Origin of the sequence: Intrasporangium sp. (assembly GCF_039812505.1) — a bacterium.
Classification (GTDB): Bacteria; Actinomycetota; Actinomycetes; order Actinomycetales; family Dermatophilaceae; genus Intrasporangium_A.
Genome location: NZ_JBDIAQ010000037.1, coordinates 1 through 21,671, shown reverse-complemented (window position 1 = coordinate 21,671; position 21,671 = coordinate 1). Strand labels below are relative to the sequence as shown.

Here is a 21,671-nt window from a genome sequence, read left to right as displayed (position 1 = left end):
ACTTGGACCCAGCGCCTGCGAAACGCTTTTGACTCGCCTCGGTTCCCACGCCGGGGCGAGTTTCGTTGTCAGGCGTGGCCATTCGCGCCCACCCCCACGACGGCCTCGCCGCTGGACAGTCGCGGCGTACGGGCCATGCTCGGCCTCGAGCGCACGCGCAGCAGGTCGCCCCGGCGTGGCTGCCACCCCACCTCGGCCTCTGCGAGTCGGTGCGCCTCGGCGGCACCCGCGACGAGGTCGGCGTCGGACATGCGGCGCGTGTAGCGCTCGACGTCGCGCACCTCGAGGGCGGCCTGACGGGCGAGGTAGTCCGAGCCGGCCAACGCGTCGACCCCGAGGGCGTCGAGCCGGTAGCGGACACGGGCGACGGACTCACGCGGCCAGGGCAGCGCCTCGGCCTCGCTGGGAACGGAATCCCTTGTGACGACAGTGGAACTCACCCGACACCGCCTCGGGTGGGAGGGGCGGACGTATCGGCACCCCGCAGCAGCAGGGCGAGCCGGTCGAGCTGCTCAGTCGTCAGCGGCGGCCACTCGGCCACCGTGCGAGCGATGTAGTCCTCGAGCCGCGACTCCTTGAGCTCCCGCTTGAGCTCCGTCGTGTCGGCGTTCGGGTCCTTGCGGTGTGCAACCGCGATGTCGGATCGGACCTTGGTCCAAGGTCTGGCCATGTTTTCACTCCGTGGCGTGCGAAATCACGCCACCGGGTGAGCGGCCTAGAGACCCGTCATGTTTCCCCCGACGGGCCGGGGGCGGTGATAGTTACACCGTTGTAAGTCAAGATAGCAGACTGAGATCCAGGTCCGGCAACCGCGACACGCCGGCATCGGCATTCGCCTCGAACCATGCGCGCACCCCGGTCCACCACCGGTCGCCATTCACGCGCACCTCGCGCGGGCACCGCGGGCACTTGAACTGGTAGGACTCGCGCGATCCTCCGTCCCCCGGATCGGAGCCCGCCGACGGGGGTATCCAGCGCGGATCTTCCCCGAGGCTGGTCATGTGGCGGAACCGCTCGCCGTCAGGTCCTGTGCCGCCGACGATGTGAGTGATGACGGTTCGCCTATGCCGGCCCCGGTCGGTGCACACCACCGGGATCTGCCACTCGGTGCTCACTTCTGCCCCCTCGGGGTCATGTCGACGTGCTCGGGCCGGAACCGCACACCCTTGCCCACGGGCAGGATCCGCACCGTCATGAGCGTGCGGATCACCTCGCGCTTGTCCATCAGCGACAGCGCGCCGTATGCCGCGGCGACGTCCTCGGCGCCGAGGACGCGAGCCACGGGCGACGCGCCGTTGGCAGCGTCGATCTTCCGCTCGAGGTCGGCAATCTGGCTGGTCAGCCGCTGCGCCGAGTCCTTGACGGCCTCGCGGGCCATCAGCCCGAGGGCCAGCAGCTCGGCCAGCCCGTCGCGCCGGTCCCGCAGCGTCACGACCTCTTCGCGCAGCGCGTTGACGTCCACCGGTGCATGGAAGAGCACCGCGGCGTCAGGACGGCTCAGGATGCCCACCACGGTGCCCTGCACCACCTCGTCGACGCGCTCCATGCTCCGGCCCCCGTAGCACGTCCGGCACCGGTAGATCATGAGCCCCTGTGCGTTGCTCGTGGCGAACATCGGAGCGTTGTCGCACCCGTCGCGCCCGCACAGGACCAGCCCGCTCAACAGGTGCTTCGTCGTGGTCGACGGGGCGGACTTCCGTCGAGGGTCGGTGAGCGTGGCCCTGAGCCGGTCGGCCGTGTCGTCGTCGAGGATCACGGGCAGCTGCTTGCCGTAGTCGATCCCTACCGACACCGCGCGGCCGGTCATCCGAGGGCTCAGCAGCACCCTGCGCAGCGTCGTGACGGACCAGCGGCCCCCGGTCGTCGTCGTGATCCCGCGCGCGTTCCAGTCGGCCACGATCGCGGCCATGGTGGAGCCCTTGAGCACCTTTCGGGCGGCCTTGCGGATCTCTGCCGCCTCGGACTTCACGACATGCACGTTGGCCCCGTCACGGTCGAAACCGAACGGTCGGCGCGTCCACAGCACCCGCCCATTCTGCGCCCGCTGACGGTTGGCGGACTTCTGGCGGATCGCCTTCTGCTCACCCTCGTAGGTCGACCACGCGGTCACGGTGCGCGCAGTGGCGCGGCCGGCAGGGTTGCTCAGGTCGATGTGACCGGACTTCACGGCGTGGACGTTCACCCCCAGGTCGATGACGCGCTCGAGGTCGCGGGTGACGCGCACGAGCCGGTCGATGTGCCACACGACGATGCGCTGAGGCTTGCTGTCGAGCAGGGCATCGAACGCCGGGCGCGCCTTGCCGCTCGTGGCGGACCGGTCGTTGTCTTCGAAGACGTCGCGGACGGTCCAGCCCTTGGCTGCGCAGAACTCGCGACACTCGGCCAGCTGGCGCGACACCGCGGCCGCCTCGCCGGTCTTGTCCTCAGACTGCCTGAGATAGATGGTTGCTGTGCTCACAATTGCAAGGGTACCTCTTGACAAGCGGGACCATCATGGCGATCTCCTTGCGGGCGCCTTCCTCCATCAGCGCCCGTCGTCCCTGCTCGCGCACGTCCTGCGCTTGCGCCCGCAGCACCTCGGCCAACGGCGTGCCGCGCTCGACCGCGACGACGATGCCGTCGACGAAGCGGCTCAGGCTGAGCAGTCCGGTCCGCCGGGCGAGGCCTTCGAGGGCGGTGGGCAGGTTCGCGCCGGCTCGCGCGTCGGCGAGACACCGCCGTAGCTCGTCGGAGAGCTCCCCGTGCGACAGCCGGCAGACCCGCTCCAAGGCCCCGGTCGCCCCCTCCCCGGCGCTCACCGCGAGGGCGAGCAGCTCTGCCACCGTGGGGAACTCGGCCAGCATGCGCTGCTCGCGCCGGTGCGCCGACCGGGACAACAGCACGTCGCGCAGCACGACTCCGGAGATCGCGCCGACGACGACCAGCATGACGAGCATGACGAGGGACAGGCTGCCCTTGGAGGCGGCCATCAGCCCGGTGACCAGCATCGCCACCACCACACCGCCGAATCCCGAGAGCACCTGCTGCGCCCGGAACCCTTCCAGGTCCGGGTGCTGCCCGGCACGTTGCTGGCGCCGCACCACGCTCGCCGAACCGCCGAGCAGCGCGTCGACCCGCATGCCCAGGCTGCGCAGGTAGGGAGCCACGAGAGTCCCCAGGCCCAGGAAGCCGGACGCCGGGGGTGGAGCGGTCAGCAACGTCGAGGGCCGGACCGCGTCGCGCAGGTACGGTGCGAGCCGCTCGTCCAGGCTGGGCCGGCGCATCATCGGCAGGCCGGCGACGACGAGCGCGACGCCGGCCAGGGCGAGCAGGCCCACCGCGGCGCCGGCCCACGACCAACCGGAGCCCGGCAGCAGGCCGAGGACACCCACCGAGCCCCTCACTGGTCTACCTTCCTCATCGCAGCACCCGCTCTTCCTCGGGGAGGCGCCCGATCCAGACCATGATCCGATAGGCCACGACGCAGACCGCAGCGCCGATGATCAGGATCAGCCATCCCGCGGGCCTGGAGTAGCTGGCAAGTGACTGGCCGCGCATGGCCAGCATCCCGAGGACGACCCACGGGGCGGCCACGGCGAGCCGGGCAGCCCCGACCGTCCAGCTCTGTCGGGCCTCGAGCTCGGCGCGGGTGCGGGCATCCTCACGCAGGAAGGAGGACAGGGTGCGCAGCAGGGTGCCGAGCTCGCTGCCGCCGACCTCACGGGCGATCCGCAGCGACTCGACGAGTCGGTCGGCCACCGGGTCACGCAGCCGGTCCTTGAGCCGGTCGAGGCAGTCGTGGAAGCGGCCGGTCGTGCGGTAGTCCTCCGCGAAGGCGGCGAAGGCCGGGCGCAGCTCCTCGGGCCCGCGGACGGCGAGCTGGGCCAGCGCCTCGGGAAGGGCGAGCCCGGCGCGGATGCCCGAGGTGATGTTGTCCACGGCGTCGGGCCACAGGTCACGCAGCTTGCCGCGCCGGTCCCGGGCCCGGGCGCGGACCAGGGTGATCGGGCCGAGCCCGGCGATCGCCGCGAAGCAGAGCGCGATCGGGACCACCCCGACGACGAGCATGACGCCCAGGAAGACCAGCACGAACAGGACGACGGATCCCACGACGAGGTTGCCCGGCGTCACGGAGGCGTACCCGGCCTGGGTCAGGTGGTCGCGCAGGTCGGCCGTGAAGCCGCCGGTCCGCGCGCGACGCGGACGCTCCTGCTGCGGCCAGAAGGACCAGTAGATGCAGAACACGCCGAGCCCGAACACGATGCCGACGACCACCGGAGACATCAGCGCTCACCTTGCGCGAGCAGGGCGGCCAGGTCGTACCCGGCCCGTTCGAACGCCTCACGGTGTGGGGGGAACCCGTCCGCCCGGACGAGCCTGTTCCTGCGCGTCACGAACAGGTCGGCGATCTCGATGACATCGCCCTCGGCCCGGCCGGGGACGGCGACGATCTCGCGGACCCGTCGACTGCCGTCGCGTTCGAGCGCGACGTGCACGACGATGTCCACGGATGCCGCGACCGTGGGCACCACGAACCGGCTCGACACGTTGTCGCCGGCCAGCAGCGGCAGGGTGCACATCTTGGTGACGGCCTCGCGGGCGCTGTTCGCGTGGATCGTGCACATCCCGGGCACGCCGCTGTTCAGGGCGATGAGCAGGTCGAGGCTCTCCGCCTGTCGCACCTCGCCGACGATGATCCGCGCGGGCCGCATCCGCAACGCCTCCTTGACGAGCCGCCGCAGGGGCACCTCCCCGGTGCCCTCGAGGCTCGGCTGTCGGCACTGCATGGCCGCGACGTCGCGCAGCGGGATGCGCAGCTCGAAGACCTCCTCGCAGGTCACAACCCGGTCGCGAGGGGGGATGGCCGCGGAGAGGCAGTTGAGCAGCGTGGTCTTGCCGGCCTGCGTCCCGCCCGCCACGAGAACGTTCAGGCCGCTGGCGACCGCGGCGTCGAGGAAGGTCGCCGCCTGCTTGGTCAGGGTGCCCAGCCGCACCAGGTCCTCGAGGTGGTCGGCCTTGACGACGAACTTGCGGACGTTGACCTGCCAGTGCTCCCGGCTGATGTCCGGGATGACCACGTGCAGCCGCGACCCGTCCGGAAGGGTGGCATCGACGAAGGGCGAGGAGAGGTCCACCCGGCGACCGCTGCTCTTGAGCATGCGCTCGACAAGGTCACGCACGTCGTCCGAGGTGAGGATGGTCGGGGTCAGCTCCGCCGTGCCGCCGCGAGCGACGAAGACCTTGGACGGCTCGTTGATCCAGAGCTCCTCGACGGTCGGGTCGTCGAAGTACTGCTGGAGCGGACCGTAGCCGGCCACGACGGACAGGATCGAGCGCACCGCCGTCGCGGTGTCCCCGAGCGTGGGCAGCCCGCCGTGCAGCGAGCGCTCGTCGTAGTCCTGCACCGCATCGAGCACCAGCTGCCGCATCTCGGTGCTGTCCCGGGTCGGGTCGATGCCGGAGCGTCGGACGAGCTCACGGACCTCACCCTCGATGTGGGCGACGGCTTCGTGTGACGACATGGGGCTCCCTGGATGTTCCTGCGGACGCGCGCCGATACCCCGAGGAGGTAGGGCGCGCGTAGAAGGTAGCCCAAATGAGGTGCCGCTGACCAAAACGTCCAGATCCGCTGTGGACACCCTGTGGACAACACCGTACGACTCCGCGTGCCGAGGCCTGCTGTGGACAACGGGAGACGCGGGTCGGCGCCGATCTGCTGCGATGGACCGACAAGAGGAAGGAGCGCCCGTGCGCCTGCTGCTGACGGTGGTCGACCCGGCCGCCGAGCCCCCGGTCTGCCGGGACGTCCTGGTCGAGACCCGCGTGGGAACGCCGCTGGTCGACGTGGCCGACGCCCTGCGCAGCTGCATCGGCTGCGACGACGGGTCACTCGGGTTCCGGGTGGGCGGACAGCCGCTCGACCCGGCGCAGCCGCTCGGTGAGCCACCGCTGCTGCGCGGCGCGGTCCTCACCCTCGACCGACCCTCGGTGCCCGGCCCACGTCACCGGGCCGATGCCGTCGTTCGTCTCGAGGTGGTCGGCGGCCCGGGAGCCGGCCGCACCGTCGCGCTGGGACGCGGCACCAGTGTCGTCGGGCGAGGCGCCGGGTGCGCCGTCCGGCTCGCGGACCCGGCGGTGTCCCGGCGGCACCTCGAGGTGGCGGTCAGCTCCACGGGCGTCCTCGTGCGAGACCTCGCCCCCACCAACGGCTCCCGGCTGGGCGGCGTACTGCTGGGCGGCGAGCCGACCCGACTGCAACCGGGTGACCGGCTGCAGCTCGGCTCGACCACTCTGACCCATCGGGTCCGGTCCGGTCGGCCGGCCGCGACGACGGTCCTCGACGGCAGGCGGCAGGTGCACCGACCGCCCCGGTTCCGGCCGGACCGGTCGCCCGCGCAGGTGGACTTCCCACCCCGGCCGACCAAGCCGGAACGCAGCCGCCTACCGCTGGTGGCGGCGCTGCTGCCGATGGCCCTGTCGACGGTGCTCGCGGTCGTGCTGCGCTCACCGGTCATGATGCTCTTCGCCCTGCTCACGCCGGCCATGCTGCTCGGGCAGTGGTGGAGCGACCGCCGGCACGGGCGAGTCTCCTACCGACGCCGACTGGCCGAGCACGCGACGGCGCGCCGCCAGGCCGAGGCAGGTCTCGCGCAGGCCCTGGCTCTCGAGCGCCGGCACCGGCACGAGGACGCCCCGGACCTCGTGGTCACCGGCGCAGCCGTCAGCGCGGTCGACGCGCGACTCTGGGAGCGGCGCCCCGGAGACCCGGACTACCTCGAGCTGCGGCTCGGAGTGGGCTCGCAGCCGCCCCGGACCACTGCCGTGGGCGACACCGCCGACGCGCCGACGCTCCCGGCGCTGGACGTGCCGGCAGTCCTCCGGCTCACTGACACGGCGGTGCTCGGTGTCGCGGGCCCCCGCGAGCGGGCCCTCGCCCTGACGAGCAGCCTCGTCGGGCAGATCTGCACGTGGCACTCGCCCCGCGACGTGCGCATCGTCGTGCTCACCGCCGACCGGACGGGACCGGACAGCTGGGCCTGGGCCACCCTGCTGCCCCACGCTGCGTCCGTCCCGGACACCTGCCTGGCCGCCATCGGCGACCGGGCCCACGAGGGGTCGGTGGGCCGTCGCGTCGCCGAGCTGGCCGCCATCGTCGCGGCCCGGGCCGGCGACGACACCCGGGTGCGGGCCGAGCCGGACCTCGTGGTCGTCCTCGACCGGTCGGAACAGCTGCGCCGGGAGCCCGGCGTCGCACAGCTGCTCCGGGACGGGCCGAGCGTCGGGGTGCACTTCATCTGTCTCGACCAGGACGCCATCCGGCTGCCCGTCGAGGCCGCCGCGCAGGTGGTGATCGGAGCGGGACCCAAGGCCGAGGCACGGCTCGACCGACAAGGCGGCTGCGTCCCGTCGCTGGTCCCGGACCTGCCCGGCCCGGCCTGGGCGGAAACCCTGGCCCGGGCCCTCGCGCCGCTCGAGGACGCGACACCGGTCGAGGACGGTGCGGTCCTGCCGGCCCGTGTCGACTTCGTCGAGCTGCACCGGCAGCACTCCGGAGCCGACCCGCTCGACGCGAGGTCGGTGGCCCGCCGGTGGAGTGCCCCACACCGCCGGCCGACCGCCCTGCTCGGGCTCGGCGCCGACGGCCCGGTCGTCGTGGACCTGGTCCGGGACGGCCCCCACGCGCTCGTCGGCGGTACGACCGGCGCCGGCAAGTCCGAGCTGCTGCAGACCCTGGTCGCCAGCCTGGCCGTCCACAACCGTCCCGACGAGCTGAGCTTCGTCCTGATCGACTACAAGGGCGGGTCCGCCTTCCACCACTGTGCGGGCCTGCCCCACGTCCTCGGAGTGGTCACCGACCTCGACGAGCACCTCACCACGCGAGCGCTGACCTCGCTGGGCGCCGAGCTCAGACGTCGCGAGCGGCTGTTCGCGCAGGTTGGCGCCAAGGACCTGGACGACTACCGCCGGCTCGCGCCGGCCGGAGACCGGCCGGCGCGGTTGGTCCTGGTGGTCGACGAGTTCAAGGTCCTCGCCGACGAGCTGCCCGACTTCGTCAGCGGGCTGGTGCGGCTGGCCGCCGTCGGCCGGTCGCTCGGGGTCCACCTCGTCCTCGCGACACAACGTCCGGCCGGCATCGTCTCGGCCGACATGCGGGCGAACGTCTCGCTGCGCATCGCGCTGCGCGTGCGCGACCGCACGGACAGCGACGACGTCATCGAGGCGCCCGATGCGGCCCGGATCCCGGACCGGCTGCCGGGGCGGGCCTACCTGCGGGTCGGCTCCCGCCGGCTCGTCCCGGTCCAGGTGGCCCATGTCGGCGTCGGTGACCGCGCAGCGTCCGGGCCTGCCGCAGGCCCGGTGGTGTGGCCCCTGGGGTGGGCCGACCTGATGGCTCCGGCGCCGCGCGTGGCCACCCGCCCGGACACCCCCCCGGGGGCGCCGTTGGGCGGCGTCGTGGACGGCCTCCTCGGGGCGGCCGACCTGCTGCAGGCCCGGCCGCCTGCCTCGCCCTGGCTGCCGCCCCTGCCCGACGTCCTCTCGGCCGGCGACAGCCGTCTCGCCGGTCCCGCGGCCGCCCGCTCGGTCCCGCTGGGACTGGCCGACCGGCCGTCCGAGCAGCGGCAGACGGTGCTGGCCTGGGACCCGGCCCGGGACGGCCACCTGGGCATCGCCGGAGGCGCCCGGACCGGCCGCTCGACCGCCGCGCTGGCTATCGCGTTGCGGATCGCGGAGCGGCTCTCCCCGAGTGAGGTGCACCTGCACGTCATGGAGGGCAACCCCGGCCCGCTGACCGGGCTGTCGGCGCTTCCGCAGACCGGCTCGATCACCGGGAGCACCGACCCGCAACGGCTCCGGCGAGCCGTCCAGCGCCTCTGTGAGCAGCCCCACCGGGAGGGGCTGCGGACCATCGTGCTCGTCGACGGATGGGAGGCGGTCACCGAGGCGCTGGACGACCTCGACCAGGGCGACAGCACGGAACGGCTGACCGGGCTCGTGCGCGACGGGCTCTCCCGAGCCATCCACGTCGTGGTGACCGGTGGGCGTCAGGTGGCCTCTGGCCGGCTCGGGGGGCTGCTGCAGCGCCGGCTGGTGCTCGACATGCCCGACCCGGTCGACCTGACGCTCGCCGGCATCACCCCGGGCGCGACACCACGGCACCGACCTCCCGGCCGAGCCCTCGACGTGCGGGACGAGACGGAGGTCCAGCTGTGCCTGCCCGGGGACGACGTGACCGACGATCCAGCCGCGCTGGCCCGAGCGGTGGCAGACGAGGCGACACGACGCTGGGGCACCGTGCCCGACTCGGCCCGGCCGTGGCGCCTGGCTCCGCTGCCCGACCATGTGCCCCTGGACCTGCTACCCCGCGACCCCCGGCGGCTGGTCGTCGGCGTCGGCGGCGACGATCTGGCACCGCTCGGCTTCGACCTCGAGCGTGACGAACGCCGGATCCTCGTGCTGGGCCCGCCGCGCACCGGCAAGTCGACCCTGCTGGCCACCCTCCTCACCCAGCTGCTGGGCTCGGGCCGACAGGTGGCGCTCGTCGCACCGCGGCGCTCCCCGCTCGCCGACACCCCGCCGCATCCCGGCCTGCACCTGCTGGCCAGGCAGGAGCACGACCGCTTCGTCGCGCTGCGTCGCGAGCACGCCGACCTCGCGGTCCTGGTCGACGACGCCGACCTGGTCGACGGCACACCCTGGGAGCCGGCCCTCGTCGAGACCACGCGGGTCGTCGAGGGCACGGGCGGCCTGGTCGTGGCGACGCTCGACTCGAGACGTGCCGCCGGCGCCTTCCGGGGGCTGGTCCCCGAGGTCGGTCGGGCCGGGACCGGCGTGCTGCTGTGCCCGACCACCCCGGCCGACGGTGACCTGCTGCGGGTTCGCGTCATCGGGACATCGACCCACACGCCCGGACGCGGCCTGCTCGTGACCGACGGGCACCCGGTCCCGGTCCAGGTCGCGGTGGGCGACCCCACGGCCGCGTCGTGCCCGGCGTCGGGGGGCGCAACCTGCGAGCCCGCGGTCGGCGCCCCATGACCCGGTCGTGGGCCCGGCCGACGGGTGCGACACCGTCGGGACCGACGGGCGCTGAGCGGCATCCTCCGGCTGCCCGGTGGCGGTATGCCGCTCAGCCGGGCCACCCGCGCACGCCGCCCACCCGCCGAAGCGCCGACGGGACGGTCAACGGGCGCCGGAGCGCGCCGGCAGGTGACGGCGTGGCGCCATCCGCGGGCCTCGACGCGGTCGCCGGTGCCCGGCGAGCACGAGCAGCGCCTGGACGCGGAAGCGGTGTCCCCGATAGGGCTCCAGCAGGCGCGCCAGCCCCGCGTCGTCGACCGGTCGGCCGGTCAACGCCCAGCCGATGTCCTTCGCGACGTGGAAGTCGCCGAAGCTGACCGCGTCGGGGTCCCCGAGCGCACGCTGGGCCACCTCCGCGGCGGTCCACACCCCGACGCCCGGCAGCGCGCGCAACCGCCGCCGGGCCGGCACGGGCGCGAGGTCGACGACCTGTTCGAGCCGCCCGGCCACCCGGGCGGCAGCCACGACGGCGCGGGACCGGGCCGGGTCCACCTGTGCCTGCAGGAACTCCCACGACGGGATCGAGGCCCAGCCGGACGCGGTCGGCGGCACGACGAGGCGGTCGCCGAACGGGCCCGGCGCGCGCTCGCCGAACCGCCGGACGAGCCGTCGGTACCCGGCGAAGGCCTCCTGGCCGGTCACCTTCTGCTCGATGATCGCCGGTACGAGCGCGTCGAGCACGAGCCGGGAGCGCGGTACGCGGTAGCCCGGGTAGCGGCGCCAGGCCTCTCCCACCACAGCGTGCCGCGCACGGAACCCGCTCGGGTCGTCGCCGGCGCCGAGCAGGTCCGGCACGGAGTCCAGCAGCCACTCGGCACCCGCGCCCCACGCCCGGCACTCGACGGTGGCGCACCCCGGGCGGACCACCAGGTGCAGCACCCCGGCACCGTCCGGGGTCTGGACGGCCCGGGCGAAGGCCCCGCCACCGGTCCACGACGTGGGGTCCCCGGACCCGCGGCGGAAGGCCGCCAGCTGGGCCGCCAGGTGGACGGGCCGGCCCGCGCGCCACTCCCGCACCCGGCCAGAGGTCATGCCGACAGTGTCCACGATGCGACGGACAGCGGAATGCCCGGCCCCGTGCTCCACGTTGCCGCCGTCATGAAGATCGACAACTATGCGCCGAGCCCGGTCGAGTGGGTCCGCAACCAGGTGGACCGAATCCTCGCGACCGGCACCACCGAAGGGGTGCTGATCATGGACCGGCCGGTGGTCCTCGTCTCGATCCGTGGCCGGCGCAGCGGCGTGCAGCGGCTCGTGCCGGTCATGCGCGTCGAGCACGACGGCACGTATGCCGTGGTCGGCAGCAAGGGCGGCGCTCCCACCGACCCGCAGTGGGTGCGCAACCTGCGGGCGCACCCGCTCGTCGAGCTGCAGGACGGCACCACCACGACGCGCCGCCGCGCTCGCGAGCTGCAGGGGGACGAGCGGTCGACGTGGTGGGACCGGTGCGTCGCCGCGTTCCCGCCGTACGCCGAGTACCAGACCAAGACGGACCGGGTGATCCCGGTCTTCGTCCTCGACGCGGCCTGACGGTCACGTCCGCGGCAGCATCTCTTCGTTCCGCCGGTTCGCGACGAGGTCGTGCCGACGGGCGTAGAGCCAGCCGAGCAGTGCGCACGCCACGTCGACGACGGTGACGATGAAGCGGGACACGATGGCCACCGCGCCCGCCGCCGCAACCGGCACCGCAGCGGCCAGGACGAGGGTGAGCAGCCCTTCGCGGGCCCCGAGACCGGCCGGCAGGACCACCGTCAGCATCCCGAGCGAGACCGACAGGGCATAGCCGGACACGCTCGCCACCCCGAGATGAGGGTGGGATCCCGGGCCGGCGACAGCCTGGGCGAGCAACAGTATGTGCACGCCGAACGTCAGCCAGGCGAGCGCGAGCAGCACGGCGGCGTGCACCACGGCCCGACCGGACAGGTCGTGCTCGAGCGGGTCGCGCCGCAGCACCCGCAGCAGCATGCCGACGAGCCGCCCCAGGACCCGCGGCACGAGCAGCAGGGCGACCACTGGCAGCGCGAGCAGGGTCCACCAGGCCAGGGCCGCACCCTCGTTCCGCAGCAGCAGCGGTGCGGCCGGGAGCCCCACCACGACGCCGGTGAGCAGCGCGAACCCGAGCGCGAGGAGCCCGGCGACGGCGGTGCGGCGTCGCGGGACCTTGAGGCTGCTGGCGATCTCGGCCTGCACCAGGACCGACCACAGCGATCCGGGCAGGTACTTGCCGAGCTGCCCGACGAAGTAGACCCCGCTGGCCGGCGCCAGGTGCAGCGCCGAGCCGAGGTCGGCCAGCAGCGCCCGCCACCCGAGCATCGTCAGCCAGGTCCCGACCAGCGCGGCGAGCGTGGACAGCACGAACGTGCCCGCCGAGATCCGGCCCAGGTGGACCGAGACGGCGGCCCAGTTCGTCACGACGGCGTAACCGACGGCGGCCAGGGTCAGGACCGCGACGGCGACGCGCGCAGCGGTGAGCACCCTCCGGCGGGTCATCGGCCAGCCGCCAGGGTGCCATCGCGCGCGTCCCCACCCGCCATGAACCTCGACTGTAGTGGCCGACCCGCCGCGGTCCGCCGCCGTGTGTCGCGAGTGACCGGACCACCGCGGCGGCCCCTCTACGCTTGGACCTGATGGACATGGACGACGTGTGGCTCGTGGTGCCGCTCTACAACGAGGCGGGGGTCATCGGCGACGTCGTGCGGCAGGCCGTCGCGGCCTTCCCCAACGTCGTCTGCGTCGATGACGGGTCCCGGGACGGCTCGGCCGAACGTGCCGAGGCGGCCGGGGCCGTCGTGGTGCGCCACCCGGTAAACCTCGGCCAGGGCGCCGCGCTGCAGACCGGCTTCGACTATGCCCTGCGCGACCCCGGGATGCGGTTCGTCGTGACGTTCGACGCCGACGGCCAGCACCAGGTGGCCGATGTCGAGACCATGATCGCCCGGCTGCGACAGGGTGAGGTCGACGTCGTCTTCGGCACCAGGTTCCTCGACGACCGCACCGAGTCCGGGGCCCTCAAGCGCCTCGTGCTGCGCCTTGCCGTCGCGTGGACCAACCTGACCACGAACACCCGGCTGACCGACGCGCACAACGGGCTGCGCGCCCTCAGCCGCCCCGTGGTCGAGCGCCTCGACATCACCCAGAACCGGATGGCGCACGCCTCGGAGATCGTCGCGCAGATCGGCTCGATGCGCCTTCACGGGCGACCGGTCCGCTACGCGGAGGAGCCGGTCCACATCCTCTACACCGACTACTCGAAGGCCAAGGGCCAGTCGCTCTGGAACGCGGTCAACATCCTCGCGGAGCTGATCTGGCGATGAAGCAGCTCGGTATCCAGCTCCTGCTGATCGTCGTGACCCTCGCCATCGCGTGGCGGCTGCTGATCTCCTACGGCCAGAAGGCGCAGGCGCTGCGCAGACTGGGCCTGCTCCTGTTCGCCGCGTTCGCGGTGTGGTCGATCCTCGATCCCACCGTGTGGACCCGGCTCGCCCACCTCGTCGGCATCGGTCGTGGCGCCGACCTGGTGCTCTACGGGCTCGTCGTCGCGTTCTTCGGCTTCGTGGTGACGACCTTCCGCCGCTTCCGCGACATGGAGACCCGCTACACCCGGCTGGCCCGGCGCCTGGCCCTCGACGAGGCGGCGAGGCCGGACCGGGCGCAGGGCGAGAAGGCCCAGAATGCGCAAGATGTCGGTGGGCGTGGCGACGGGGGGACGCCCGCGCCGACCGATACCCTCGACCCGCCGAGCCCCGCCCCCGACCCGGAGATCTCCTGATGCCGAGCGACCCGCCCCGACGCCCCGAGCGCGGCCACGCGGACGACGCAGAGGTCGATGCAGGAGTCACGGACGAGGGCGTGTACGTCGTCGACACCCGGCGGTCCCGATCGCGCCGGCCCGCGCCCCCACCCGACCGGCCGACCCCCGACGAACGGTCGCCGCACAAGGCGTCGGGCGGCGACCCGGACGACGAGGTCTACGTCGTCGACACGCGGCGAAAACAGTCCCAGCCTAGGCGTCCGGCCGCTGCCGCGCCGGCCCCGGGTGAGCGGCATACCTCCCCAGCGGTGGACGGGCCCCCACGTACCCGGATCCGCAAGGGACGGGTCGTCCTGCTCACCGTCGTACTCGTCGTCGTGGCCTGGCTGGCCTTCATGGTCTGGGTGCCGGTCAACGCGTGGAACAGCGTGGCCCGGGTCGACAACATCCCGGCCGGGGCCCGGCCGGCGGACACGTCGGGCCACAACTACCTGCTGGTCGGTTCGGACAGCCGCGCGGGGCTGACGAAGGCACAGCGCAAGGAGTACGCGACCGGCAACGCCGAGGGCCAGCGCACCGACACCATCATGCTGGTGCACGTCTCCGAGAGCGGCGGCAAGCCGGTCATGGTCTCGATCCCGCGCGACTCCTACGTGCCGATCCCCGGCTACGGCAGCAACAAGATCAACGCGTCGTTCTCGCTCGGTGGGCCGAAGCTGCTGACCCGGACGGTCGAGCAGGTGACCGGGATCCACGTCGACGGCTACCTCGAGATCGGGCTCGGCGGCTTCGCCGCGGTCGTCGACTCGCTCGGCGGCGTCGACATCTGCGTGCCGCGCAACATGACGGACAAGAAGGCCGGGATCGACCTCAAGAAGGGCTGCCAGACGCTCGACGGCAAGGACGCCCTCGGCTACGTACGCAGCCGCTACGAGGACCCCCTGGGGGACATCGGGCGTGCGGCCCGGCAGCGACAGTTCCTCGGCGCCCTGATGAAGCAGGCCGCGACTCCGGCCACCGTGCTGGTCCCGTGGCGTTACAAGGGGTTCGCCGATGCCGTCGCCGGTGGGCTCGCCGTCGGCGAGGGCACGAGCCTGATGGACGCGGTCCGGATCCTGCGGGCGATGCGCAGCGTCAGCAACGACGAGGGCCTGTCCCTGAGCGTGCCGATCGAGAGCATGGCCTACCCGACCTCCAATGCCGGGGTAGCGGTCAAGTGGGACACCGACCGGGCCAAGGCGCTGTTCCGCGCGCTGAAGAACGACGAGCCGCTGACCGCACCCCCGCCGGGGACCACCGTCAAGGACTGACACCCGGCGCTCGACGTAGGCTCGGGCCGTGCTCACCCCCACCGAGATCCTCGCCCGGATGCAGGCCGCCGACCCGGGGCGTCCCCGGCTGACGTGGTACGACGACGAGCCCGGCCCGACGCAGGGCGAGCGCATCGAGCTGTCGGCCCACGTGCTGGCCAACTGGGTCGCCAAGGCGGCCAACCTCCTGCAGGACGACGCGGGCGCCGAGCCCGGCACGACGGTCGGGCTCGACCTGCCGACCCACTGGCGGGCGTGCTACTGGGCCCTGGCGGCATGGTCGGTCGGCGCCACGGTCGTGACCGGGCCCGAGTCGCTCGACGCGGACGTCCTGGTCACCGCCGACCCGGGGCACGCGGCGGCCCACCCCGGCGACGTGGTCCTCGTGAGCCTGCCCGCCCTGGCCCGGAGCCACCCCGACGCCGGGCTGGCCCCTGGGGCGGTCGACGAGGCCCGTGACCTGTCGACGCACGGCGACCGCTTCTCCCCGCTGGCCGACCCGGAGCCGGGCGACCGCGCCCTGGGGGGTCAGCAGGAGCGGGCCTACGCGGAGCTGGTCACCGGTCACGACGACTGGCCGGACAGGGCACGAGCGGCCGTGTCCGGGCAACTGACCGGAGTGCTGCTCGACATCCTCGCGGTGTGGGCCCTTGACGGGTCGGTCGTCCTGTCGAGAGGCTCGCGTACCGACGAAGCCCGTCGACGCTCCGAGGCGGTGACGCTGGAGCTGCAGGAGGCATGAATGCAGACCATCCGGCTCAAGCGCGCCATCAACCGAGCCCTGGCTCCGCTGGGGTACCAGATCACGCGGCACCGGGCGCACAGGCCGGGGCGAGCACCGGAGGGTCCGGCCGGCACGCCCCAGCCACCCGCACCGGCACCACCGGCGGCCACCGTGCCGAGCACCCCACCCGCCCCCAAGCCACTGCCCAAGGGTGGTCAGTCGGGAGGGTTCGACGTGGACGACTTCGCCCAGTCGGTCATAGGACGCATCTCGGGACGCACCATGACGAGCCAGGTCAAGGTGCTGGGCCTGATCGACGGATTGCGCTACCTGCATCGCTACGGCATCGAGGGTGACGTCGTGGAGTGCGGGGTCTGGCGCGGCGGGTCGATGATGGCGGCAGCCCTGACCCTGATGGATCTCGACGACACCGGACGGGCGTTGTACCTGTACGACACCTTCGAGGGGATGAGCGCGGCCACCGAGGAGGACACCAGGCGCCGTGACGGGCGCGCGGCGACCGACCTGATGCAGGTGGCGGCCGAGGACAGCCTGCTGCTGGCCCGCGCCTCGCTGGACGACGTGCGCGAGGGCATGGACTCGATCGGCTACCCGGGGCCCGTCCACTACGTCCAGGGCAAGGTCGAGGACACGATACCCGGGACGGTCCCCGAGCGAATCGCGTTGCTGCGCCTCGACACCGACTGGTTCGCCTCGACCGCGCACGAGCTCGACCACCTCTACCCACGGCTGGTCCCCGGCGGGGTGATCATCCTCGATGACTACGGCTACTGGGACGGCGCGCGCAAGGCCATCGACGACTTCCTCGACGTCACCGGTGAACGCCTGTTCCTGGTGCGGATCTCGGCGGGGCGGATCGCGGTCAAGCCGCACGGGTAGCCGGGACCGGTGGGCAACACCAGGGCCAACGCCGTGACGGACGGCCGGGGGTAGGGTCTGGGTCCATGGACAAAGTCGTCACCTCTGCCGGCGAGGCCATCGCGGGCATCACCAACGGGGCGTCGATGGCGGTCGGCGGGTTCGGGCTGTGCGGTATCCCGAGCGTGCTGATCCAGGCCATCCACGACGCCGGTATCGACGGGCTCGAGGCGATCTCCAACAACTGCGGCGTCGACGACTGGGGGCTGGGGGTCCTGCTGAAGGACCGACGGATCGCCCGGATGGTCGCCAGCTATGTCGGTGAGAACAAGGAGTTCGAGCGGCAGTACCTGCACGGCGAGCTCGAGCTCGAGCTGACGCCCCAGGGCACGCTCGCGGAGCGGCTCCGGGCCGGCGGGTCCGGCATCGCGGCGTTCTTCACCCGAACGGGGGTGGGCACCCAGGTGGCCGAGGGCGGCCTGCCGTGGCGGTATGACGGGTCCGGCGGCGTCGCGGTCGCCTCCCCTGCCAAGCAGACCCAGGAGTTCGAGGTCGACGGCCAGCTGAAGACGTTCGTGCTCGAGAAGGCCCTGCGTCCGGACTTCGGCCTGGTCCGGGCCGCCAAGGGCGACCGGCACGGCAACCTGGTCTTCAACCAGTCCGCCCGCAACTTCAACCCGCTCTGCGCGATGGCCGGCAAGTTCACCATCGCCGAGGTGGAGCAGCTCGTCGAGCCGGGCGAGCTCGACCCGGACTCGGTCCACCTGCCCGGCATCTTCGTCCAGCGGGTGCTGCCGCTGACACCGCAGCAGGCGGCGACCAAGCACATCGAACGGCGCACGGTGCGCCCGCGCCCTGAGTCGGCGCAGAGCCAGGAGGGCTGACCGATGGCCTTGACCCGTGAGCAGATGGCCGCCCGAGCCGCCCGGGAGCTGGCCGACGGGATGTACGTCAACCTCGGCATCGGACTGCCGACACTCGTGCCGAACTTCGTGCCCGACGACGTCGAGATCGTCCTGCAGTCCGAGAACGGCATCCTCGGTGTGGGCGCCTACCCCTACGACGGTGAGGAGGACCCAGACCTCATCAACGCCGGCAAGGAGACCGTGACCCTGCGCAGCGGTGCGGCGTTCTTCGACTCCGCGACCTCGTTCGGGATGATCCGTGGCGGCAAGGTGGACGCCGCGATCCTCGGGGCGATGCAGGTCTCGCAGGCGGGCGACATCGCGAACTGGATGATCCCCGGCAAGATGGTCAAGGGGATGGGCGGAGCCATGGACCTGGTGCACGGCGCCAAGAAGGTCATCGTCCTCATGGAGCACACCGCCAAGGACGGCTCGTACAAGATCGTAAAGGACTGCTCGCTGCCGTACACCGGCAAGGGAGTCGTGCAGCGGATCATCACCGACCTGGCGGTCATCGACGTCACCCCGGACGGTCTCGTGCTGCGTGAGCTCGCGCCGGGCGTCACCGAGGACGAGGTCCGCGCCAAGACCGAGCCCGAGCTCAGGGTCGAGCTGACCCAGTAGTCCCGACCTTGCGCCTGCTCTGTCTTGCGCTTGCTCTGTGTCTACGGACAGCTCCGCTCAGGGTGAGTGGTCGCGGTTCGCCCTCAGCCGAGGCTGGAGATGTGCTCGATGAGTCCCGTGGTGGAGACCGATGGCGTGCGCGGCAGGTAGATCACCTCGCACACGTCGCTGACCCAGTCGAACCTGCCCGCCCAGTCGTCGCCCATGACGAGCACGCTCCCCTCGTGCTCGAGGATGTAGTCGCGCTTCCTCTCGAGCGACTCCTCGAGGAAGACCTCGTCGACACACCTGAGGCTGGCGACGATCTCCATCCGCTCGTCCTCCGTGAAGACGGGCGGTCGCCCCTTCTTCTCGATGTTGAGGGCGTCAGCGGAGACACCCACGACGAGCCGGTCACCGTGCTGCGCGGCCCGCTGGAGCATCCGGACATGACCGACGTGGAACACGTCGAACGTGCCAAACGTGATTACGGTGCGTTCGCTCAAGCCCGGCTCCCCTGCGAATCGGCTGGGGCGCGGTGGATGTCCGCGCCGCGCACCGAGCCTACCTTCCGAGGCCGGTGGTTACCGTTAGGCTCGCTCGTCAGCGGCTGACACTGAGGAGATGGTCCGCACATGCGACCTTGGCGAAGTCAAGTCAGAGGAGTCAAACGCCTGTTCCGCAAGGTCGGCAAGACGCTCCCCATCGAGTGGCGCGCGTACGTCCACGACCTTCCGGTGGACCCGGATCTGGTGCTCTTCGAGTCCTTCAGCGGCAGCGGTGCGCTCTGCAACCCTGAGGCGCTGTTCCGGGCGATGGTTGCCGATCCGGAGTACTCCCGGAAACGTCTCGTGTGGGTGCTGCGGCGCCCACGCAGGCACTCAGCCATTCAACAGGAGTTCGCCGTCGACCACCGTGTCAGCTTCGTCAAGTACCGGTCGCCGGCCTACTTCAAGGTCCTGGCGACGGCCGGGTTGCTGATCAACAACGCGACCTTCCCCCCCGAGTTCAACAAACGGCCGGATCAGGTGTACCTCAACACCTGGCACGGCACGCCACTGAAGCGGATGGGCTTCGAGGAACCCGACGGCGCACATGCATCCAGGAACGTCCTGCGCAACTTCCTCCAAGCGGACTACCTCCTCTCGAGCGGTGAGTACATGACCAGACGCATGTACGAGGACGCCTACCGCCTGAAGAACATCTACGCTGGCCGCTACCTGGAGCTGGGCTTTCCTCGAACCGACCGACAGGTGCTGGACGACCTCGAGCGAACCGACGTGCGCAGCCGGCTGGCAGCCGCAGGTCTCGCCCTCGAGGAGAGGATCGTCCTCTATGCGCCCACCTGGCGCGGCTCCTCCTTCTACCGGCCGAGCGACGACACGGCCCTGCTGTCCGATCGAGTACGCCAGATCCGGGAAGGGCTGCCGACCGGTTGGGTGGTGCTGCTGAAGGTTCACCAGCAGGTGTCGGACTTCGCCCGGCGGGACCCCTCGTTGCGAGCCATCCTCGTTCCCAACCAGATGCCCACCAACTCGGTGCTGGGGGTCACCGACGTGCTCGTCACCGACTACTCGAGCATCTTCTTCGACTTCCTCGCCACCCGGCGCCCCATCGTCTTCTTCACCCCCGACCAGGCCGAGTACGAGGACGAGCGCGGCCTCTACCTGTCGCCGGGCAACCTCCCCGGACCGCGAGTGACCGCTGGTGCCCAGGTTGCGGCACTCGTTCGTGACATTACGGCCGGCGCAGGACAATGGCCGGCCTTGGTGAGCGCCGATACCTACGAGGACGCCATCCACCGGTTCGCCTCGCACGATGACGGAAACGTCTCGACACGAGTGCTGGACGTCATCTCCCGCCGCGCCACGGAGGGCCCAGGCATCGTGGCTCCAAGTGTCGACGGGCGGGAGAAGGTACTCGTCTTCACCGGCGGGATGCTCTCGAACGGGATCACCTCATCGGCATTGAACATACTTTCCTCGATCGACCACGATCGCTTCGATGTCTCTGCGGTCTACAACTCTCCGCGCGGCAGTCAACGGCGCCAGAACGCGGAGCTGATCGACGTCAGGGTCCGCCGCTTCGAACGCACCGGGACCTTTGCAATCAGCAAGCGGCACCGATCCCAGCGCCGAGCGCTCTTCACGAACAGCGCTCAGCTGTCCCCTCATGAGCTCGCGTCGATGGAGTCGCTGCTGCGCGACGAGTGGTACCGGTGCTTCGGCGACACCACGTTCGACTACGTCATCGACTTCAGCGGGTACTCCCCGTTCTGGTCGTTCCTGCTCAGCACGGCCGCCGCGCGGTCACACTCGATCTGGCTGCACAACGACCTGCACGCCGACCAGATGCGTCTGGTCGACGGACGTCGCCCGCACGAGAAAAATCTCGGGGCCGTGTTCGCGTCCTACCGCCGGTACGACCACTTGGTCTCGGTGTCCGACGCACTGAGGGACATCAATGCCCGCGAGCTCGCCGCGTACGCCCCGTCCGAGAAGTTCGTGTCCGCACGCAACACCATCGAGTTCGAGCGGGTCCTGCGGATGGCGCACGGGGATCCCGAGGTGCGCGACACGACGGCCGCGGTGAAGGCGTTCGCCCGCGCGCTCCAGCTCGGAGCAGGATCGCCAACGGCTAAAGGAGCCACCGAAGGTCACGGCCGGCTGACCCACGACCTCGAGACCGTAGGTGACGAGGTCGCCAGACTGCTCACCATCGCGCGGATCGTGCCTCCGCGAGAAGGGGTCACGACCTTCGTCACCGTGGGGCGTCTGTCGCCGGAGAAGAACCACGAACGCCTGATTCGCGCATTCGCCCTACTCCATCGACAGGAACCGCGAACTCGGCTCGTCCTCGTCGGCGACGGGCCCTTGCTCAAGGAGTTGGAGCGCATCGCCGTGCAGCTCGGGATCTCGAAATGTGTGACCTTCGCCGGCCAGCAGCCAAACCCGTTCGCGATCATGTCCCAGTCCGACGTCTTCGTCCTGTCCAGCGACTACGAGGGCCAGCCGATGGTCATTCTCGAAGCCCGGGTCCTGGGGCTACCCGTGGTGAGCACGAACTTCGAGTCCGTCCGTGGGGCTCTGCCCGACGGGGTCGGCCGCATCGTGGAACGTGACCCGACGGCCCTGGCTGCGGGGATGCTCGATGCACTCCGCGGTGAGGTCCCCAGCCCTGCCTTCGATCCGGCCGAGTACAACGCGAGCGCGGTCCAGGAGTTCTACGAGGCTATCGGCGCTGCGCCCTGATCGACGCGCGAGGTGGGCGCGCCGGTGCCAAGATAGGGCAGAGGTCTTCTCAGGACGCGAGTCCTGACCAACCACCCACCTTGAGACCTACCTCCACAGGCGTGACAGTCACGGCCCGCGATCGAGCCACACGAGGGCGGCCCGGGCGGCCTGCGCCATCGTCAGGTCCGCGAGCCCTGCCCCGTCGCTGAC

20 protein-coding genes are annotated in these 21,671 nt (G+C 71.6%); 10 read left to right on the top strand and 10 right to left on the bottom strand.

Features of this window, described 5'->3' with window-relative positions:
* Positions 1-68: 68 nt before the first annotated feature.
* The 7 genes from WMI84_RS07240 to WMI84_RS07210 form a co-directional block, all read right to left on the bottom strand.
* Complete coding sequence (locus WMI84_RS07240; RefSeq protein WP_347351728.1) at positions 69-440, bottom strand: hypothetical protein; 372 nt, start codon at positions 438-440, stop codon at positions 69-71.
* Positions 437-670: a hypothetical protein gene (locus WMI84_RS07235; RefSeq protein ID WP_347351727.1), complete on the bottom strand. Its 234-nt coding sequence runs from the start codon at positions 668-670 to the stop codon at positions 437-439. The genes WMI84_RS07240 and WMI84_RS07235 overlap by 4 nt, the downstream gene beginning before the upstream one ends.
* Positions 671-776: 106 nt before the next feature.
* Entirely contained in the window at positions 777-1,115 is a 339-nt protein-coding gene (locus WMI84_RS07230) for a hypothetical protein (RefSeq protein WP_347351725.1), read from the bottom strand.
* Complete coding sequence (locus tag WMI84_RS07225; protein ID WP_347351724.1) at positions 1,112-2,458, bottom strand: recombinase family protein; 1,347 nt, start codon at positions 2,456-2,458, stop codon at positions 1,112-1,114. The genes WMI84_RS07230 and WMI84_RS07225 overlap by 4 nt, the downstream gene beginning before the upstream one ends.
* Positions 2,424-3,383 carry a type II secretion system F family protein gene (locus tag WMI84_RS07220; protein ID WP_347351722.1) on the bottom strand — a complete coding sequence of 320 codons (960 nt, stop codon included), beginning with the start codon at positions 3,381-3,383 and terminating at the stop codon, positions 2,424-2,426. Before WMI84_RS07220 ends, WMI84_RS07225 begins: the two co-directional genes overlap by 35 nt.
* 13 nt (positions 3,384-3,396) lie before the next feature.
* Positions 3,397-4,263 (bottom strand): type II secretion system F family protein, encoded by an 867-nt coding sequence (locus tag WMI84_RS07215; RefSeq protein WP_347351720.1) that lies wholly within the window; start codon positions 4,261-4,263, stop codon positions 3,397-3,399.
* Positions 4,263-5,501 carry an ATPase, T2SS/T4P/T4SS family gene (locus WMI84_RS07210; RefSeq protein ID WP_347351718.1) on the bottom strand — a complete coding sequence of 413 codons (1,239 nt, stop codon included), beginning with the start codon at positions 5,499-5,501 and terminating at the stop codon, positions 4,263-4,265. Before WMI84_RS07210 ends, WMI84_RS07215 begins: the two co-directional genes overlap by 1 nt.
* A 226-nt stretch (positions 5,502-5,727) precedes the next feature.
* Here WMI84_RS07210 and WMI84_RS07205 point away from each other — a divergent pair, with 226 nt between their 5' ends.
* Positions 5,728-10,014: an FtsK/SpoIIIE domain-containing protein gene (locus WMI84_RS07205; RefSeq protein WP_347351716.1), complete on the top strand. Its 4,287-nt coding sequence runs from the start codon at positions 5,728-5,730 to the stop codon at positions 10,012-10,014.
* A 144-nt stretch (positions 10,015-10,158) separates the two neighbouring features.
* Here WMI84_RS07205 and WMI84_RS07200 read toward each other — a convergent pair whose 3' ends face one another.
* Positions 10,159-11,088 (bottom strand): DNA-3-methyladenine glycosylase 2 family protein, encoded by a 930-nt coding sequence (locus WMI84_RS07200; RefSeq protein ID WP_347351714.1) that lies wholly within the window; start codon positions 11,086-11,088, stop codon positions 10,159-10,161.
* 66 nt (positions 11,089-11,154) lie between these two features.
* On the opposite strand from WMI84_RS07200, the gene WMI84_RS07195 reads away from it, so the two are divergent.
* A complete protein-coding gene (locus tag WMI84_RS07195; protein ID WP_347351712.1) occupies positions 11,155-11,586 on the top strand; it encodes a nitroreductase family deazaflavin-dependent oxidoreductase in 432 nt (143 codons plus the stop codon).
* A gap of 3 nt (positions 11,587-11,589) precedes the next feature.
* Here WMI84_RS07195 and WMI84_RS07190 read toward each other — a convergent pair whose 3' ends face one another.
* Positions 11,590-12,546 (bottom strand): lysylphosphatidylglycerol synthase domain-containing protein, encoded by a 957-nt coding sequence (locus tag WMI84_RS07190; RefSeq protein ID WP_347351710.1) that lies wholly within the window; start codon positions 12,544-12,546, stop codon positions 11,590-11,592.
* Between the two features lie 137 nt (positions 12,547-12,683).
* Here WMI84_RS07190 and WMI84_RS07185 point away from each other — a divergent pair, with 137 nt between their 5' ends.
* The 7 genes from WMI84_RS07185 (at position 12,684) to WMI84_RS07155 (ending at position 18,249) form a co-directional block, all read left to right on the top strand.
* On the top strand, positions 12,684-13,370 hold the full coding sequence (locus tag WMI84_RS07185; protein ID WP_347351709.1) for a glycosyltransferase family 2 protein: 687 nt from the start codon (positions 12,684-12,686) through the stop codon (positions 13,368-13,370).
* Positions 13,367-13,825, top strand: coding sequence for a DUF2304 domain-containing protein (locus WMI84_RS07180; protein ID WP_347351707.1), 459 nt, complete (start codon positions 13,367-13,369; stop codon positions 13,823-13,825). Before WMI84_RS07185 ends, WMI84_RS07180 begins: the two co-directional genes overlap by 4 nt.
* On the top strand, positions 13,825-15,117 hold the full coding sequence (locus WMI84_RS07175) for an LCP family protein (protein WP_347351705.1): 1,293 nt from the start codon (positions 13,825-13,827) through the stop codon (positions 15,115-15,117). Before WMI84_RS07180 ends, WMI84_RS07175 begins: the two co-directional genes overlap by 1 nt.
* A gap of 28 nt (positions 15,118-15,145) precedes the next feature.
* Entirely contained in the window at positions 15,146-15,859 is a 714-nt protein-coding gene (locus WMI84_RS07170; RefSeq protein ID WP_347351703.1) for a TIGR03089 family protein, read from the top strand.
* Positions 15,860-16,741 (top strand): TylF/MycF/NovP-related O-methyltransferase, encoded by an 882-nt coding sequence (locus tag WMI84_RS07165; protein WP_347351701.1) that lies wholly within the window; start codon positions 15,860-15,862, stop codon positions 16,739-16,741.
* A gap of 65 nt (positions 16,742-16,806) precedes the next feature.
* Positions 16,807-17,604 (top strand): CoA transferase subunit A, encoded by a 798-nt coding sequence (locus WMI84_RS07160; RefSeq protein WP_347351699.1) that lies wholly within the window; start codon positions 16,807-16,809, stop codon positions 17,602-17,604.
* Positions 17,605-17,607: 3 nt separating this feature from the next.
* Positions 17,608-18,249 (top strand): CoA transferase subunit B, encoded by a 642-nt coding sequence (locus WMI84_RS07155; protein ID WP_347351697.1) that lies wholly within the window; start codon positions 17,608-17,610, stop codon positions 18,247-18,249.
* Positions 18,250-18,332: 83 nt separating this feature from the next.
* Here WMI84_RS07155 and WMI84_RS07150 read toward each other — a convergent pair whose 3' ends face one another.
* Positions 18,333-18,734 (bottom strand): adenylyltransferase/cytidyltransferase family protein, encoded by a 402-nt coding sequence (locus WMI84_RS07150; RefSeq protein ID WP_347351695.1) that lies wholly within the window; start codon positions 18,732-18,734, stop codon positions 18,333-18,335.
* Positions 18,735-18,863: 129 nt separating this feature from the next.
* Here WMI84_RS07150 and WMI84_RS07145 point away from each other — a divergent pair, with 129 nt between their 5' ends.
* On the top strand, positions 18,864-21,479 hold the full coding sequence (locus tag WMI84_RS07145) for a glycosyltransferase (RefSeq protein ID WP_347351693.1): 2,616 nt from the start codon (positions 18,864-18,866) through the stop codon (positions 21,477-21,479).
* The last annotated feature ends 192 nt before the right edge of the window (positions 21,480-21,671 follow it).

Excerpts from the sequence above, each read along its gene's own strand:
- WMI84_RS07145 (WP_347351693.1), top strand. The coding sequence starts at position 18,864 with ATGCGACCTTGGCGAAGTCAAGTCAGAGGAGTCAAACGCCTGTTCCGC.
- WMI84_RS07155 (WP_347351697.1), top strand. The coding sequence starts at position 17,608 with ATGGCCTTGACCCGTGAGCAGATGGCCGCCCGAGCCGCCCGGGAGCTG.
- WMI84_RS07210 (WP_347351718.1), bottom strand. The coding sequence starts at position 5,501 with ATGTCGTCACACGAAGCCGTCGCCCACATCGAGGGTGAGGTCCGTGAG.
- WMI84_RS07215 (WP_347351720.1), bottom strand. The coding sequence starts at position 4,263 with ATGTCTCCGGTGGTCGTCGGCATCGTGTTCGGGCTCGGCGTGTTCTGC.
- WMI84_RS07165 (WP_347351701.1), top strand. The coding sequence starts at position 15,860 with ATGCAGACCATCCGGCTCAAGCGCGCCATCAACCGAGCCCTGGCTCCG.
- WMI84_RS07185 (WP_347351709.1), top strand. The coding sequence starts at position 12,684 with ATGGACATGGACGACGTGTGGCTCGTGGTGCCGCTCTACAACGAGGCG.
- WMI84_RS07180 (WP_347351707.1), top strand. The coding sequence starts at position 13,367 with ATGAAGCAGCTCGGTATCCAGCTCCTGCTGATCGTCGTGACCCTCGCC.
- WMI84_RS07235 (WP_347351727.1), bottom strand. The coding sequence starts at position 670 with ATGGCCAGACCTTGGACCAAGGTCCGATCCGACATCGCGGTTGCACAC.
- WMI84_RS07190 (WP_347351710.1), bottom strand. The coding sequence starts at position 12,546 with ATGACCCGCCGGAGGGTGCTCACCGCTGCGCGCGTCGCCGTCGCGGTC.
- WMI84_RS07200 (WP_347351714.1), bottom strand. The coding sequence starts at position 11,088 with ATGACCTCTGGCCGGGTGCGGGAGTGGCGCGCGGGCCGGCCCGTCCAC.
- WMI84_RS07160 (WP_347351699.1), top strand. The coding sequence starts at position 16,807 with ATGGACAAAGTCGTCACCTCTGCCGGCGAGGCCATCGCGGGCATCACC.
- WMI84_RS07195 (WP_347351712.1), top strand. The coding sequence starts at position 11,155 with ATGAAGATCGACAACTATGCGCCGAGCCCGGTCGAGTGGGTCCGCAAC.
- WMI84_RS07175 (WP_347351705.1), top strand. The coding sequence starts at position 13,825 with ATGCCGAGCGACCCGCCCCGACGCCCCGAGCGCGGCCACGCGGACGAC.